Origin of the sequence: Akkermansia sp. RCC_12PD (genome assembly GCF_036417355.1) — a bacterium.
Classification (GTDB): domain Bacteria; phylum Verrucomicrobiota; class Verrucomicrobiia; order Verrucomicrobiales; family Akkermansiaceae; genus Akkermansia.
Genome location: NZ_CP143889.1, coordinates 808,800 through 824,361, shown reverse-complemented (window position 1 = coordinate 824,361; position 15,562 = coordinate 808,800). Strand labels below are relative to the sequence as shown.

At 59.9% G+C, this 15,562-nt stretch carries 11 protein-coding genes and 1 pseudogene; 1 reads left to right on the top strand and 11 read right to left on the bottom strand.

The features are described 5' to 3' along the window. Window positions 1–117: 117 nt before the first annotated feature. Entirely contained in the window at window positions 118–1,275 is a 1,158-nt protein-coding gene (locus V3C20_RS03390) for a hypothetical protein (protein ID WP_130083602.1), read from the bottom strand. Between the two features lie 198 nt (window positions 1,276–1,473). Here V3C20_RS03390 and V3C20_RS03385 point away from each other — a divergent pair, with 198 nt between their 5' ends. After that, window positions 1,474–3,870, top strand: a complete 2,397-nt coding sequence (locus tag V3C20_RS03385) for a glycoside hydrolase N-terminal domain-containing protein (RefSeq protein ID WP_130083601.1) — start codon at window positions 1,474–1,476, stop codon at window positions 3,868–3,870. Window positions 3,871–3,881: 11 nt separating this feature from the next. Here the strand turns inward: V3C20_RS03385 and V3C20_RS03380 are convergent, their stop codons facing one another. The 10 genes and pseudogenes from V3C20_RS03380 to carB form a co-directional block, all read right to left on the bottom strand. After that, on the bottom strand, window positions 3,882–4,010 hold the full coding sequence (locus V3C20_RS03380; RefSeq protein WP_275124785.1) for a hypothetical protein: 129 nt from the start codon (window positions 4,008–4,010) through the stop codon (window positions 3,882–3,884). A 207-nt stretch (window positions 4,011–4,217) separates the two neighbouring features. Continuing rightward, complete coding sequence (locus tag V3C20_RS03375; RefSeq protein WP_130083600.1) at window positions 4,218–4,949, bottom strand: N-acetylmuramoyl-L-alanine amidase; 732 nt, start codon at window positions 4,947–4,949, stop codon at window positions 4,218–4,220. 146 nt (window positions 4,950–5,095) lie between these two features. After that, on the bottom strand, window positions 5,096–6,019 hold the full coding sequence (locus V3C20_RS03370) for a type I phosphomannose isomerase catalytic subunit (protein WP_130083599.1): 924 nt from the start codon (window positions 6,017–6,019) through the stop codon (window positions 5,096–5,098). A 96-nt stretch (window positions 6,020–6,115) separates the two neighbouring features. Continuing rightward, on the bottom strand, window positions 6,116–7,366 hold the full coding sequence (locus V3C20_RS03365; protein WP_130083598.1) for a hypothetical protein: 1,251 nt from the start codon (window positions 7,364–7,366) through the stop codon (window positions 6,116–6,118). 117 nt (window positions 7,367–7,483) lie between these two features. Further along, a complete protein-coding gene (locus V3C20_RS03360) occupies window positions 7,484–8,827 on the bottom strand; it encodes a Na+/H+ antiporter NhaC family protein (RefSeq protein ID WP_130083597.1) in 1,344 nt (447 codons plus the stop codon). A 25-nt stretch (window positions 8,828–8,852) separates the two neighbouring features. After that, window positions 8,853–9,941: a GDP-L-fucose synthase gene (locus V3C20_RS03355; RefSeq protein WP_130083596.1), complete on the bottom strand. Its 1,089-nt coding sequence runs from the start codon at window positions 9,939–9,941 to the stop codon at window positions 8,853–8,855. A 2-nt stretch (window positions 9,942–9,943) separates the two neighbouring features. Continuing rightward, entirely contained in the window at window positions 9,944–11,011 is a 1,068-nt protein-coding gene (gmd, locus tag V3C20_RS03350; protein WP_130083595.1) for a GDP-mannose 4,6-dehydratase, read from the bottom strand. Between the two features lie 163 nt (window positions 11,012–11,174). Further along, window positions 11,175–11,687: a carbamoyl phosphate synthase small subunit gene (locus V3C20_RS03345; protein WP_330935445.1), complete on the bottom strand. Its 513-nt coding sequence runs from the start codon at window positions 11,685–11,687 to the stop codon at window positions 11,175–11,177. A gap of 265 nt (window positions 11,688–11,952) precedes the next feature. Further along, window positions 11,953–12,282: pseudogene (locus tag V3C20_RS03340) on the bottom strand (carbamoyl-phosphate synthase domain-containing protein); the annotation flags it as partial. Between the two features lie 27 nt (window positions 12,283–12,309). Continuing rightward, the gene (gene carB / locus V3C20_RS03335; protein WP_130083593.1) at window positions 12,310–15,513 is read right to left on the bottom strand and encodes a carbamoyl-phosphate synthase large subunit; all 3,204 of its coding nucleotides are present in this window, start codon (window positions 15,511–15,513) and stop codon (window positions 12,310–12,312) included. Window positions 15,514–15,562: the final 49 nt, after the last annotated feature.

Below are 15,562 nucleotides of genomic sequence, written 5' to 3'. Positions count from 1 at the left end.
AAGGATGAGACGGGTATCCGGAGTCCGCCGGGGAGAATGAGTGCCCGGAGAAGGAATCTTTTTCTTTGATTCAGCTTGCCGTCCGCCCATACGGAGGGCGCAGGAACCAGGATTTAATCAGGATTTGTCCGTGTCCTTGTAGTCCTGGAGGGCGTCCCGCAGGAACTTGAAGTGCTTCTGTATTTGCTGGCCGTTGGCAAGCACGAACATGAGGGAAATGCGGAATTCGTTGTCTTTCAGCCCATCCAGTTCCTTTCTGTCGATCTTCATGGAGAACTTTCCGCTCTTTTTCCCGAGGCGTTCGGAGAAGGAGACAGCATCGTAATCCTGGTTGACGGCGTAGGGAGGGTCCTGTACGTAAACGTTCAGGGCCTTGACGGTCTGCGGGCTCTTGTAGTTTCCGGAAATCAGGATCTGGTCCCCCTTGAAGGAGATGGAAATGCCCTTGGCTTCCACTTCCGGTTTGCCCTGGTAGTATTGCTGGCCGGGCGTGACGGAAAACACCTCGCAGGCGTCCAGCAGGGCGCAGCTGGCGGGGGTCAGGAACGTGGGGCTGGTGCCGAACGTGTAGTTGCCCGCTCCCATCAGGGCGGTGCCGTACTTCTTGCCGTCGGACGTGGTCTGGTGGTTGTGGGGCAGGTTGAGACCGTGGCCCAGTTCATGAGCCAGGCCGCCATACCATTTGGTCAGCAGCCTCCCTTCCTTGGTCGGCTGTCCCAGGTGCTTGATGTCGAAGGCGGGGTAGTCCAGGGCGAAGCAATAGCGGCCCATGCCGTAAAAGGGAACGCCTCCGGGATTGTCCGGGCCGTTCTTGTCGTCGTTCCATGTGGGCATGATGATCAGGGTGTGCTGGCTTTTCTTTTTGTCCGGATTGGCCTTGAAAAACTTTTCAATTTCCTGGGCCGCCTTCCATCCGCCGCCGTTTTCGTAGGGGTAATGGCTGGCCGGATTCTCGGCCTTGTATTCAATGATGTTGACGCGGCCGGGCGACTTGATGTCCATCCCGAAGGCCCTGGCTCCGTAGCCGTGCCTCTGCATCTCCTTTCCGTAAAACTGCTGGAGGTAAAGCATCAGTTCGCTGATGCGGCGTTCGTAGTCCGGCACGGGGTCCGTATCGCTGCCCAGGAAATAAACGATGTTGAGTTGATGCTCCGTTTTTTTCAACGGAATGCGGTTTTTCAAAATATCCGGGACTGTGACCTTGCTATCGGCCAGTCCGGCGGAAGCTCCGAGAAAGAGAAGGGAGAGAAGAATGGAAGCAAACCGTTTCAACATGATGAAAACGGTATGAAGCCTCCGGGGAAAGGCAAGGAAATTTATTGTCCTCCTTTTTGAAGGGCAGGCGCGTTTGAAGATGCCGGAGACTGGATATTGCTTCCCGCTGCGGTCCTGGTCTTTTTTGGATGGATAATAAAGAAGACTGAAAGATAGAGATTGCAGGAGGGGTATTTTTATGAGAGTCTTATTAAAGCAATGCATCTTCAATCCCTTCTTTTCTCCGCTTTATCCGTAAGTGCGGTATCGCTTGGCTGGAGCGCTCTGGACAAGCCTTCCGCCTCCAACCTGATCTGGAACGACAAGCCTGCCGTGGTCGTCTATCCACAGGCGGACAAAAACCCTGACGGCAGCTTGGGCAAATACAAGAAGCCCTCCGCCGTATGGGAAGCGGAAGGCTATCCCATCGGCAACGGCCGCGTGGGCGCGATGATTTTCAGCGCCCCCAACCGTGAACGTTTTGCCCTGAACGAGATCAGCCTCTGGTCCGGCGGTCCCAATCCGGGGGGCGGCTACGGCTACGGTCCGAATGCGGGGACCAACCAGTTCGGCAACTACATGCCTTTCGGCGACCTGTTCGTGGACTTCAAGAAAGGGGACCAGCCCGCCTCCGTGTCCGTGGAGGACTTCACCCGCGCCCTGGACCTGCGCGACGGCATTTACAAGGTGAATTACAAATCCGACGGCGTGACCTACGACCGTGAAGCTTTTGCCAGTACCCCCGCCAATGTCCTGGTGATCAACTACCGCGCCAGCAAGCCCGGCAGTTTCAACGCGGACTTTTCCGTGAATTGCCAGGTGGATGCGGACATCTCCGCCAAAGGCCCCGTACTTACGTGGAAAGGTACCCTGAAGAACGGCATGAATTTTGAAGGCCGCGTCCTGGTACGCGCGAAGGGGGGCACCGTTTCCGCCTCCGGGGACAGGATTTCCGTGAAAGACGCAGATTCCTGCACGGTTGTCGTCGCCATGGAGACGGACTACCTGATGGACTACAAGAAAGACTGGAAGGGGGAGGCCCCTTCCAAGAAGCTGGACCGTTATGCGGCCAAATCCGCCTCTACGGATTATGCCGCGCTGAAACAGGCGCACATCGCCCAGTACAAGTCCATGTTTGACCGCGTGAAAGTGGACTTCGGCAAGACTGAGCCGGAAGTGGCCAAACTTCCCATTCCGGAACGCCTGAAATCCTACAAAAATAAGCCGTCCGATCCCGACCTGGAGGAGACCATGTTCCAGTTCGGCCGCTATCTGCTGCTTTCCAGCTCCCGGCCCGGAACCCTTCCCGCAAACCTCCAGGGCCTTTGGAACGAATACGTGAGTCCGCCGTGGGCCTGCGACTATCACAACAACATCAATGTCCAGATGGCCTACTGGGGCGCGGAACCCGCCAATCTTTCCGAATGCCACCAGGCGCTGATTGATTACGTGGAAGCCATGGCTCCCGGCTGCCGGGACGCCTCCCAGGCCAATAAAAAATTCAATACCAAGGACGGCAAGCCGGTGCGCGGCTGGACGGTGCGCACTTCCCAGAACATCTTCGGCGGCAACGGGTGGGCCTGGAACATTCCGGGCAATGCCTGGTATGCCCTGCACATATGGGAGCATTATGCCTTCACCGGAGACAGGAAGTATCTGGAAAAACAGGCCTATCCCCTGATGAAGGAGATCTGCCATTTCTGGGAAGACCATTTAAAGGAACTGGGCGCGAAAGGCGAAGGCTTCCTGTCCGGCGGCAAGCCCCTGAAGGAAGAGCAGCAGAAGGAACTGGCCGACATCAAGGCCGGCACCCTGGTGGCTCCGGACGGATGGTCCCCGGAACACGGCCCCCGTGAAGACGGCGTGATGCATGACCAGCAGCTGATTGCGGAACTTTTCACCAACACGATCAAGGCCGCCCGCATTCTGGGCAAGGATGCCGCCTGGGCCAAGAGTCTGGAGGGCAAGCTGAAGAGGCTGGCCGGCAACAAGATCGGCAAGGAGGGCAACCTTCAGGAATGGATGATCGACCGCATTCCCAAGACGGACCACCGCCATACGTCCCACCTCTTTGCCGTTTTTCCCGGCAACCAGATCACCAAGCTCAAGACGCCCAAGCTGGCGGAGGCCGCCCGCCTGTCCCTGGAATGGCGCGGCACGACCGGCGACAGCCGCCGTTCCTGGACGTGGCCCTGGCGCACGGCCCTCTGGGCGCGCTTCGGGGACGGAAACAAGGCTCATGAAATGTTTGAGGGCCTGCTCAAGTACAATACTCTTCCGAACATGCTGACGACGCACCCACCCATGCAGATGGACGGCAACTTCGGCATCGTGGGTGGCGTGTGTGAAATCCTGCTGCAATCCCACGCAGGCGGCATTGAAATCATGCCTTCCCCCGTGGATGCGTGGCCGTCCGGTTCTGTGAAGGGGTTGAAGGCCCGCGGCAACATTACCGTGGATTTCTCCTGGAAAAACGGCAAGGTGGGCAACGTGAAGCTTTATTCCGAGCAGCCCAGGGTGGTGCCCGTGCGCGTCAACGGAAGCGTAACCCGCATGAAGACCCTGCCGCTGCAACCCAAGGCGGCAGCAGCGCCCGCCGCAGACAGGAAGGGCTAAAATCTGGGATTTCAGCAAAGGCCGAAGCGGCGCGTGGAGAATTGACGGCGCGGTGCGCCGGGGATTTCCTTGTCCGGTTTCCGGTTCTCATCATTACCCTGCGGGTTGGCCCGCAGGGTATTTCTTTCCGGGTCATTCATTAAGGGCATCAAGAAGACGCGGCCTCAAACCGGGATGATGGGAAGCGCTCCATCCGGAAGCAGGAGGATGGATTCTGCGGTGCGGCCGGATCAGGGACGGGTCAATTTTCCGTACCTGCGGATAGGGGCAATGGGCGCGCCTTCAGGATTTTTTCCCCGGGATTCGCTGGGGACTCATCCTGCCGGTTTGCGGCAGAGCACGGGAACTCAACTGATGCAGCGGTTATAGTAGTCCACGCGGGAGATGAACCAGGACCATTTGAAGCCGGGTTTGCCGTTGTCCAGCAGCAGATGGGGGCAGCGCTTGCCCGTCCAGTAGTAGTGCGGCACCACGTTGCGCAGCGGGATGTTCTGGGAGTACATCGTGTAGGCGGCCAGCTTGGCGGCGCGGTCGAAGGTTTTGACGATGCTTTGTCCGCGCTTTTCGCACATTTCAATGCCGATGGAGTACATGTCTCCGGGGCCGCCGCGGTCCGCATGGCGGCCGGTTTCGTTCAAAGGGAGGTGCTGCATGGCCACGTACGGGTCCACCGTGTAGTGCCAGTTGCACCGCAGGGCTCCGTTGTTCAGGGCGCGGGCGTGCTGCATGGCGTCTGCGGACGGGTTTTCCGTGTTGTGCATGGTGATGAAGCGGGGCTTCATGCGGGAGGAACGCCGGCGTAGGGGGGAGGTTTTGGGCATGAACAACGGCTGCACGTTGCATTCCGCGAGGAGCTGGCGCGGGGAACGCTTCACCAGTGGAACGCTGGAGGGTGTGAAGGAGATCATGGGCGCCGGGCCGGCCTTGCCGGAGGTTTCAGCGCAGCTTGTCAGGGCGAGCAGGGCGGCGGCTTCCAGCAGGAATGTCCTGCGGTCCATGCCCTGGACTTTTTCCAGCATGGGCTGGAGCTGGCCGGAAACACGGGAAAGATACGTGGCGATGGTGAAAAGGTTGTTCATACGACAGTCGAAGGGCAAGGAATGGGAGACTGGTACAGGAAAAAGTTTAGTCCAAACTAAGAGCCGCCCTGTTTCTTTGCAACGAAAAAGTGTGAAAGCCCCGGCTTTGTGCGGAATTCTTTACCCTTTTTGTCATATTGACCTGTTCAAACCGTTGTTGAGAGGAGAACCGTGTCCGGTTCGGTGGCTGTTACGGCCGCCGACCGGACGGGAGAAAGAATGAATTCCCCCTGCGTGGCTTTCCTCCCGTCCCAGCCCACGCCACCCTGGAGCACCGTCAGGACGGCAAAGCGGGAAGCATCCTGCGGGATGAACCGTTCCCCTCTGTCCAGGCGGTATTCCCGGGAGGTGAAGTGGGGCGTGTCTGACAGATAGCGTGGATCGCGGCTGAGTTCCCTGAATTCACGGATGGAGTCCAGGGCCTGTTTCAGATGCAGTTCTCTTCCCCGTCCGGAGTCGTCCGTCCGGTTCCAGTCGTAGAGGCGGTAGGTGGTATCGCTGTTTTGCTGGATTTCCGCGATGAGATGGCCCGCGCCGATGGCGTGAACCAGCCCGGCGGGAATGTACAGGTGTTCCCCGGCGTTCAGATGGGCGGAGCGGATAAGCTGTTCCATCCGGCCCGCGTCCGCCGCACGGTATATGTCCTGCTCCGTGGCGGATTCCTCCATGCCTCCGTAGATTAGAGCGTCCGGTTCCGCGTGGAGGACGTACCAGACTTCATTTTTCACTTCTCCTCCCCATGCCTGCGCCGTACGTTCCGGAGGATGCACCTGGACGGAAAGGTTTTCGCGCGCGTCCAGTATCTTGCACAACAGGGGGAAACGCGGGAAGTGTTCATAACCGGGGCCAAAGATTTCCTCCCGGTGTTCCTCCCACAGCCGGTGCAAGGGCATGCCTTCCCATTCGCCTTCCTTCACGATGCTCATGGCTTCCGGCCTGTCGCTGATTTCCCAGGCTTCCCCGTAGGCCGTTTCCCGGTCGGGAAGTTCCCGTCCCAAGAGGGTTCTCATGTGCTGTCCGCCCCAGATGCGGGGCTGGTAGATCGGATGGAAGCGGAAAGGCTGCATCATGTCCGGAGGCTAGGATATCTTTGTTTCCCAGGCAAGCAAAATGCCCGCAGGAGGCCTGCGGGCATGAATGTGGGGGAAAGAAAGGTTTTCCGTGCGTTATTTCACGGATTCCCAGACGATGCCGATTTCGTCGAAAGGTACGTGTTCCTTGTTTTTGTCCGGCTTGGGCACGCCGTAATTGGTTCGGAACAGCGGCAGGATGGGGGCGCCCGTCTTGGGATCCTTGCTCATGGGTTCCATGCCTACTTCTTCCAGCAGCAGGGTCATGCCGAATTCCCCGCCGGGGATTTCACTGATCAGGATTTCAATGGGATAGACATCCCCCTGCTTGACTGTGAACGTTTTCCCGGCGACCACACCGCCCATGGTGTCATTCCAGTGCTTGGTGGTGGAGTATTTGTAGAAGGTGGAGGGCGGCACGTTGATTCCGGCGTCCCGGAGTTCCTTTTTCAGGGCGTCGTTGCCGGGCTTGTTCTGCATGGCATTGATCCATTTCATGTCCTGCGCCGCCGTCATCTTGCCCAGGGAGGCCTGGAACCAGCCGTAGTCGAATACGTTCTGGTTGTTGAAGCGGACGGCGATCACGTCGTCCCCGGCACCCACAAAGCGGAACGTTCCGGATTTGGGTGCGCGCACCTTCCCCCGGTAGATGGCGATCCACCGGCTGGGCTTCACCTTGTCCGCGCAGCCGTAGGCTTTGGGCGCCTCACTGGCGGAGGTTCTGGGAACGTAGAACTGCGCCGCGTAAAGCTGCTGCGGGGATTTGTAAAACCGGTTCAGGTCGGCTTCATTCCAGCCCCGGTTCACGAAGCGGGAAAGAATGGAGCAGAATTGTTCCTGTGACAGGTCGGTGGGACGGCCGCCCTGCGTCTGCTTGGTATCGTAAAAGGTGCCTACCAGCGTGCTGCCGGCGGGTTCCTTGGAGCCGAAGGCGGATGTGGAGTCTCCCAGGTCCGGTCCGAATCCGTTCCCCATGCCGAGCATGTTCCCTTCTTCCAGCATGACGGGTTCGTCGGGAGGGTCAATGTCGATCTTGGGCAGGTTCACCGGGGCTGCCGCAGCGGCCACCACTACCTTGACGGGAGTTTCCGCATGGGAGGGGGAGGAGGTTTCCCTCTGCACTTCCGGCGGGGGCGGCGTATCTGACGGCGGCGCGTCGTCAGGCGTGATGTAGCCTACGACCTTGGGTTCTTCTGGCGCGGCGATGATGATGGTCAGGGAGTAGAGGATGGCCCCGGCAAGGACTACGGAGAGAATGGATGTTGCCAGTGCGGCAATGTAATTTTTTCGCCTTTCCTTGCGCAGGGTTTCTACTGCTTCTTCTGTGGGTTCTATATGAAGGCTCATGCATGTATGATAACATGTTTGCCCCATATGTTGAGTAACATGCGGATAACAAGAGTAACATGTCGGTAACAAAGACCCTATTCCCTCTCGTTTCAAGAAGGAAGGCCCTCCGAATGCCTAGGCCGGATTTTCCGGACCGGAGGCATGTTTCCGGTTTGCCCTTCCGCCGAGGACAATGGCCGCCGCGGAGCACACTCCCAGAATCAGGGGGTAATACAAGTATTTCATGATCTGCAGGGGGGAGATCTGGGCGATTCCCGCGGCCATCAGCATCTGGGCACCGTAGGGAATGACTCCCTGTACCAGGCAGGAGAAGGTGTCCAGGATGCTGGCGCTGCGCCTGGGCGGAATGTTGAAGCGGTCGCTGATGTCCTTGGCAATAGGACCCGCCGTGATGATGGCGATGGTGTTGTTCGCCGTGCATAGGTTGGCGAGGGAGACCAGTGCGGCAATGCTGAATTCCGCTCCGCGCCTTCCCCGGATATGGCACGTGATTTTTTCAATAATATAGGCGATGCCGCCGTTGAAGCGGATCATGGCAAGCACGCCGCCCGCCAATAGCGTGACGATGATAAGTTCCCCCATCCCGGTCATGCCGTCGCCCATGGAACGGAACCAGTCCATGCAGGAGAAGTAGCCCATGCCCATGCCCACCATTCCCGCGGCCAGCAGACCCAGAGTCAGCACGGCCATCACGTGGATGCCCGCCAGGGCTGCGGCCAGCACCAGCAGGTAAGGAAGCACCTTGAGCCATTCTATCTGCACGTCCGCGCCTGCCGCCGGCGCCTGGACGCTCCACCCCGCTGCCATGTAGCAGGCCAGGGCGAGCAGGGCGGCGGGCAGGACCACCTTGACGTTGGCCCGGAATTTATCCCGCATGGCGCAGCCCTGCGTGCGGGTGGCGGCAATGGTGGTGTCTGAAATGAAGGAGAGGTTGTCGCCGAAGAAGGCGCCTCCCACCACAATGGCCGTCATCATGCCCGTGTTGACGTTTGTGGCTTCCGCCAGTCCCACGGCTACCGGGGCCAGGGCCACGATGGTTCCCACGGACGTTCCGACGGAGAGCGAGATGAAGCAGGAAGCGATGAAAACGCTGGCCAGAAGAAGGTTGTCCGGCAGGAGGTGCAGCGTGAGCCGGACTGTGGCGTCTATGGCCCCCATGTCCCGCGCGGACTGGGCGAAGGCCCCCGCGAGCACGAAGATCCAGACCATCATCAGGATGTTCCGGTTGGCCACTCCGGCGGAGAACAGGTCCACGCGTTCCGTGATGCTTTTCCCTTTCGTGATGGCTACGGACCAGATGGCCGCCGCCGTAAACGCCACGGTGACCGGCACGGCGTAAAAGTCCTGCACCGCCACGGAAATAACCAGGTAGAGCAGGAAGAACACCAGCAGAGGGCTCAGCGCCCACAGGCTGGGTTTGGCGGGGGGCGTATCCTGGCTGTTCGGAAGGCGGGTCATGGGCTGCGCGGAGCTGGCGGAAGGGTCAGTTGCCGGCTTCTGCCGTCCGGCCCAGATACCACCTGTAAATGCGTTCCACGCCCTCTTCCAGTTCCACGCGGTGTTGCCAGCCCAGGGAGTGCAGCTTGGAGACGTCCGTCAGCTTGCGCATGGTGCCGTCCGGCTTGTCCGCGTTGAACACCAGTTTTCCTCGGTAGTCTTCCGTAGCGGCAATGAGCCGCGCCAGATCGCCTATGGAGATTTCCTTCCCGGTGCCGATGTTGATATGGCAGTTCCGCACGTTCCTATCCTCTCCCTTCAACTGGCTGAAATCTACCTGTTCCATCACATGGACGCAGGCGTCCGCCATATCCTCGCTCCACAGGAATTCGCGCAGGGGAGTTCCCGTTCCCCACAGTTCCACGGAACCGGGGGAGATGCCGTATTTGCCCAGCACGGCCAGAATGGCCTCTTCCGCCGCCGTTCCGTCCACCTGTTCCACAGGGCGGGCGTCCAGGTCTCTCCGGACAGCGGCCCAGTTCCCTTCCATCAGGCACTTGGCCAGATGAATCTTGCGCACCATGGCGGGTAGCACATGGCTGTTTTCCAGGTGGAAGTTGTCGTTGGGTCCGTACAGGTTCGTGGGCATGACGGCGATGTAGTTGGTGCCGTATTGAAGGTTGAAGCTTTCGCACATTTTCAGCCCAGCTATTTTGGCGATGGCGTAGGGTTCGTTGGTGTATTCCAGCGGGGAGGTAAGCAGGGCGTCCTCCTTCATGGGCTGAGGCGCCTCCCGCGGATAAATGCAGGTGCTTCCCAGGAAAAGAAGCTTGGATACGCCGTGCCGGAAACTTTCCCCGATGACGTTCTGCTGGATCTGGAGGTTGCGGAAGATGAAGTCCGCCCGGTAGAGGGAGTTGGCGATGATGCCGCCCACGAACGCCGCCGCCAGAAAGACGTATTCCGGCTTTTCCCGGTCAAAGAATTCCCGGACGGCTGCGGGGTCCTCCAGGTCCAGTTCCCGGTGCGTCCGGCCGATCAGGTTGGAATAGCCCTTATTTTCCAGCGCTTTCCAGATAGCGGACCCCACCAGCCCGCGGTGCCCGGCCACAAATATCCTGCTGTCGTTGTCCATGGTCAGCGGATATCAACGTGTTTGACGTATTCCATATCATGGCGGACCATGATGCGCACCAGTTCTTCAAACGGCGTGGAGGTGGGATTCCAGCCGAGCAGGGTTCTGGCCTTGGTGGGATCGCCCAGGAGCTGTTCCACTTCCGCAGGACGGAAATACTTGGGGTCCACTTCCACCAGGATTTTGCCCGTTTTTGTGTCCCGGCCTCGTTCTTCCGCGCCTTCCCCTTCCCATTCCAGCTCGATTCCCGCTTCCCGGAAGGCCAGCGTGCAGAATTCGCGGACGGTGTGCATTTCCCCCGTGGCGATGACGAAGTCTTCCGGAACGTCGTGCTGGAGAATCAGCCACATGCATTCCACATAGTCTTTGGCGTAGCCCCAGTCGCGCAGGGCGTTCAGGTTGCCCAGGTAGAGCTTGTCCTGCATCCCCTGGGCGATGCGGGCTGCCGCCAGCGTAATCTTGCGGGTGACGAAGTTTTCCCCGCGGCGTTCGCTTTCATGGTTGAACAGGATGCCGTTGACGGCGAACATGCCGTAGGATTCCCGGTAATTTTTCGTGATCCAGAATCCGTACTGCTTGGCTACGCCGTAGGGGGAGCGCGGATAGAAGGGGGTGGTTTCCTTCTGGGGGACTTCCTGCACCAGGCCGAAGAGTTCCGACGTGGAGGCCTGGTAAATGCGGCATTTTTTCTCCATGCCCAAGATGCGGACGGCTTCCAGCATGCGGAGGGTACCCACGGCATCCGTTTCCGCCGTGTATTCCGGCACGTCAAAGCTGACCTTCACGTGGCTTTGAGCAGCCAGGTTGTAGATTTCATCCGGTTGGACAGTCTGGATGATGCGGATCAGGGAGCTTGAGTCCGTCATGTCTCCGTAATGCAGGTTGACCAGACGGCTTTTTTTCATGTCCCTCACCCATTCGTCCAGGTACAGGTGTTCTATGCGGCCCGTATTGAAGGAAGAGGAGCGACGCAGGATGCCGTGCACCTCATAGCCCTTGTCAATCAGGAATTCAGCCAGAAAGGAGCCGTCCTGCCCCGTGATGCCGGAGATCAATGCAATTTTACTCATGAATGGAAGTAAGTGTATGTTCAGGGTACGTTCGCCGGAACGTTTATGAACCGGAAAACCGGCTCCGTTCATTCAGAGCCGCAGGAAGAAATAGCGCATTTTTCCAGAAGTGACGAGGAAAAATGCGGCGGCATGAAAGGCGTTCGTTTTTTTTGTGCTCCGCCTACAGCCCGCGTGAGGCAATCATCTGCTTGAAGTCCTGGAACAGGTACTGGGGATCCCTGGGGCCGGGCGCGGCTTCCGGGTGGTACTGCACGCTGAAAATGGGGAGCGTTTTGTGAGCGATGCCCTCCACGGTATTGTCATTCAGATTCATCAGCGTGATTTCCACGTCGTCCGGCACGGTGTCCGGATCCACGGCAAAACCGTGGTTCTGGGACGTGATGCTGATTTTACCCGTGCGGAGGTCCTTCACCGGATGGTTGGCGCCGCGGTGGCCGAACTTCAGCTTGAAGGTCTTCGCCCCCAGCGCGTGGGAAATGATCTGGTGCCCCAGGCAGATGCCGAACATGGGAACCTTCCCGATCAGGGCGGCTACTTCACGGTGGATGTCCGTCAGCGTGGCGGGGTCCCCCGGACCGTTGGAAAGAAAAACGCCGTCCGGCTTCATGCCAAGCACTTCCTCCGCCGTCGTGTGGGCGGGAACCACGGTCACACGGAAGCCGTTTTCCCTCAGTTGGCGCAGGATGTTGTACTTGATGCCGAAGTCGAAGGCTACGATGTCGTACTCCGTGGGGGGGCAGTTCCCCTTCCGTCACCAGCGCGTCCACTTCCTCCGGCGTCATGGGGTGGGAGCCGATCTTGTCCACGATGTTGCAGCCTTCCATGAAGGGGGCATTTCTGGCGGCTTCCACGGCTTCCTCCGGCGTCAGCTCCGTGGTGAGGCAGGCGCGCATGGCGCCCGCGGAGCGCAGGTGCTTGGCGATCTTGCGGGTGTCCACCCCTTCAATGCCGATGACGCCCTGCTTTTCCAGCCACGGGCCCAGGGCTTCCGTGGCGCGCCAGTTGGAAGGAACCTTCGCCAGCTCCGCCACCACGAAGCCGCTGACCTGCGCCTTGCCGGACTCGTAATCTTCCGGGTTGACGCCGTAATTGCCGATCAGGGGGTAGGTCATCGTGACAATCTGGCCGCTGTAGGACGGGTCCGTCAGGACTTCCTGGTAGCCGGTCATGGACGTGTTGAAGCAGGCTTCCCCCACTTCCGTGCCCGTGGCTCCGAAGTGTGAACCGATGAAGACGCTGCCGTCTTCCAGTGCGAGAATGGCTCTCATGATATGGGTATTCTGTATGGTGCGGGGTTAAAGGGTTTCAGCGTGGTATTCCTGAATGATCCGGACCTGGAGGGTCCTGTTTTTCAGCGCCTCGATGGCGTTTACGCAGGCCTGGGCGGAGGCCAGGTTCGTGCAGTAGGACGTCTTGGTGGCGATGGCGGAGGAGCGGATGATGATGTCGTCCGCACGGGCGTCATGGGAGCCGGGGGTGTTGATGATGAAATTGATCTCCCCGTTCTTGATGTGGTCCACGATGTTGGGGCGGCGCTCCTCGTTCACCTTGTAGGCGCGTTCGCACTCAATGTCGTGCTGGAGCAGGTGGATCATCGTGCCGCGCGTGGCGCACAGGATGAAGCCCATGTCCGCCAGCTGGCGGGCCATGTGGAGCACCCGTTCCTTGTCCCGGTCATTCACGGAGATGAATACCTTGCCCTCCGTGGGCAGCGGGTTGAAGGCGCTGACCTGTGACTTGGCAAAGGCGATGTCCGGGTCCGGGTCAATCCCCATGACTTCCCCGGTGGACTTCATTTCCGGTCCCAGCACCACGTCGATGCCCGGGAAGCGGCCCCATGGGAAGACGGCCTCCTTCACGCAATGGTATTCCGGCGTGATTTCCCGGGTGAAGCCCAGTTCCGCCAGCGTCTTTCCGGCCATAATCTGGGCGGCCAGCTTGGCGAGCGGCTTGCCGATGGCCTTGGAGACAAAGGGCACCGTGCGGGAAGCGCGCGGATTGACCTCAATCACGTAAAGCTGTTCGTCCTTCACGGCAAACTGGATGTTCATCAGGCCGCAGACGTTCAGGCGGCTCGCCAGCTCCTTGGAGGCGCGCGTGATTTCCTTGTGCATTTTCATGGAGATGCCCATGGCCGGGATCATGCTGGCGGAGTCTCCGGAGTGGATACCCGCGGGTTCCACGTGCTGCATGATGGCGCCGATGACGGCGCGCTCCCGGTCCGCGATGACGTCCACGTCAATCTCCACGGCATTTTCCAGAAAGCGGTCGATCAGCACGGGGCGTTCCTCGGAGGCCTCCACGGCTTCGTTCATGTACCGGCGCAGCTCCTGCTCCTCATACACGATGATCATGCCGCGTCCGCCCAGCACGAAGGACGGGCGCAGCAGCACCGGATAGCCGATGCGGGCGGCAATGGCGGCGGCGTCCTCCACGTTGGTGGCCGTCCCCGCGTCCGCCTGCTTCAGCCCCAGCTCCTTCAGCAGGGCGGAGAAATGTTCGCGGTCCTCCGCCAGGTCAATGGCCTTCGGGCTGGTGCCGATGACGGGCACGCCGTGGGCTTCCAGGGCGTTGGCCAGGTTCAGCGGCGTCTGGCCGCCGAACTGGACGATGACGCCGTCCGGCTTCTCCTGCTCGCAGATGTGGAGCACGTCTTCCAGCGTCAGGGGTTCAAAGAAAAGCTTGTCTGAGGAATCGTAGTCCGTGGAGACGGTCTCAGGGTTGGAATTGACGATGATGGTTTCATACCCCATTTCCCGCAGGGCCATGGAGGCGTGCACGCAACAGTAGTCGAACTCGATGCCCTGGCCGATGCGGTTCGGGCCGCCTCCCAGGATGAGGATCTTCTTCCGGCCCGTGTCGCGCGCCTCGTTTTCGTCCCCGTAAGTGGAATAGAAATAAGGCGTGTACGCTTCAAACTCCGCCGCGCAGGTGTCCACCAGGCGGTAGCCGGGAATGATGCCCTGTTCCACGCGTTCCTTCCGGATATGTTCTTCCGTGGTTCCGCGGGCCAGCGCGATCTGCCTGTCTGAAAAGCCCAGTTTCTTGGCTTCCCGCAGGTCCAGCGTATCCAGGCGGTCGCCCGCCTTCGCCAGGTCCTGCATCTGGGCCAGGAACCAGGGGTCAATCTGGGTGAGCTGGTGCACCTCGTCCAGGGAGAAGCCGCTGCTGAACGCCGTCTGAATCCAGAAAATGCGTTCCGCCGTGGGGACGGCAAGCTTCCGCGTGATTTCCTCCGCGGTGGGCTTCTGCGGCGCCTTCGCGTCGAATCCCCAGCCCCAGCGGCCCGTTTCCAGGGAGCGCAGGGCCTTTTGCAGGGATTCCTTGAACGTGCGGCCTATGGCCATGGCTTCCCCCACGGATTTCATGGAGGTGGTCAGGTGCTCGTCCGCCTGCTTGAACTTTTCAAACGTGAAGCGGGGGACCTTGGTCACCACGTAGTCAATGGTGGGCTCAAAGCAGGCGGGCGTTTCCCTCGTGATGTCGTTGCGCAGTTCGTCCAGCGTGTAGCCCACGGCCAGCTTGGCGGCCAGCTTGGCGATGGGGAACCCCGTGGCCTTGGAGGCCAGAGCGGAGGAACGTGAAACGCGGGGGTTCATCTCAATGACGATCATGCGGCCGTTGGCCGGGTTGATGGCGAACTGGATGTTGGAACCGCCCGTTTCCACGCCGATTTCCCGGATGACGGCGAAAGAGGCGTCCCTCATGACCTGGTATTCCCTGTCCGTCAGGGTCTGGATGGGAGCCACGGTGATGGAATCCCCGGTATGCACGCCCATCGCGTCAATATTCTCAATGGAGCAGATCACCACGCAATTGTCCGCGCGGTCCCGCATGACTTCCATTTCAAACTCCTTCCAGCCGATGAGGGATTCTTCAATCAGGATTTCCGAGACGGGGGAGAGGTCCAGCCCGCGGGCGCAGATTTCCTCAAACTCCGTCTTGTTGTACGCCACGCCGCCGCCCATGCCGCCCAGCGTGAAGGCGGGGCGGATAATCAGGGGAAAGGTGCCTATGTCCCCGGCTACCCGGCGCGCCTCCTCCATCGTGTGGGCGATGCCGGAGCGCGGCACGTCCAGGCCGATGCGGATCATGGCCTCCTTGAACAGGTTGCGGTCCTCCCCGCGGTCAATGGCGTCCGCGTTGGCGCCGATCATGCGCACGTTCTCCCTCTCCAGCACGCCGCTGCGGTGGAGTTCCATGGCGCAGTTCAGGGCCGTCTGGCCGCCCAGGGTGGGGAGCAGAGCGTCCGGCTTCTCCCGGATGATGATCTTCTCCACAAACTCCGGAGTGATCGGTTCAATGTAGGTGCGCGGGGCGGTCTCCGGGTCCGTCATAATGGTGGCGGGATTGGAGTTTACCAGCACTACTTCATAACCTTCTTCCCGGAGGGCCTTGCAGGCCTGGGTGCCGGAGTAGTCGAATTCGCAGCCCTGGCCGATGACGATCGGGCCGGAGCCGATCACGAGAATCTTTTTGATAGAGGTATCTTTAGGCATAATGGCGATGGAAGAATCCTGTGGTTCTGGACCGTGGATTTCCGCCGGG

Excerpts from the sequence above, each read along its gene's own strand:
- V3C20_RS03390 (WP_130083602.1), bottom strand. The coding sequence starts at position 1,275 with ATGTTGAAACGGTTTGCTTCCATTCTTCTCTCCCTTCTCTTTCTCGGA.
- V3C20_RS03385 (WP_130083601.1), top strand. The coding sequence starts at position 1,474 with ATGCATCTTCAATCCCTTCTTTTCTCCGCTTTATCCGTAAGTGCGGTA.
- V3C20_RS03380 (WP_275124785.1), bottom strand. The coding sequence starts at position 4,010 with ATGAATGACCCGGAAAGAAATACCCTGCGGGCCAACCCGCAGGGTAAT.
- V3C20_RS03375 (WP_130083600.1), bottom strand. The coding sequence starts at position 4,949 with ATGAACAACCTTTTCACCATCGCCACGTATCTTTCCCGTGTTTCCGGC.
- V3C20_RS03370 (WP_130083599.1), bottom strand. The coding sequence starts at position 6,019 with ATGATGCAGCCTTTCCGCTTCCATCCGATCTACCAGCCCCGCATCTGG.
- V3C20_RS03365 (WP_130083598.1), bottom strand. The coding sequence starts at position 7,366 with ATGAGCCTTCATATAGAACCCACAGAAGAAGCAGTAGAAACCCTGCGC.
- V3C20_RS03360 (WP_130083597.1), bottom strand. The coding sequence starts at position 8,827 with ATGACCCGCCTTCCGAACAGCCAGGATACGCCCCCCGCCAAACCCAGC.
- V3C20_RS03355 (WP_130083596.1), bottom strand. The coding sequence starts at position 9,941 with ATGGACAACGACAGCAGGATATTTGTGGCCGGGCACCGCGGGCTGGTG.
- gmd (WP_130083595.1), bottom strand. The coding sequence starts at position 11,011 with ATGAGTAAAATTGCATTGATCTCCGGCATCACGGGGCAGGACGGCTCC.
- carB (WP_130083593.1), bottom strand. The coding sequence starts at position 15,513 with ATGCCTAAAGATACCTCTATCAAAAAGATTCTCGTGATCGGCTCCGGC.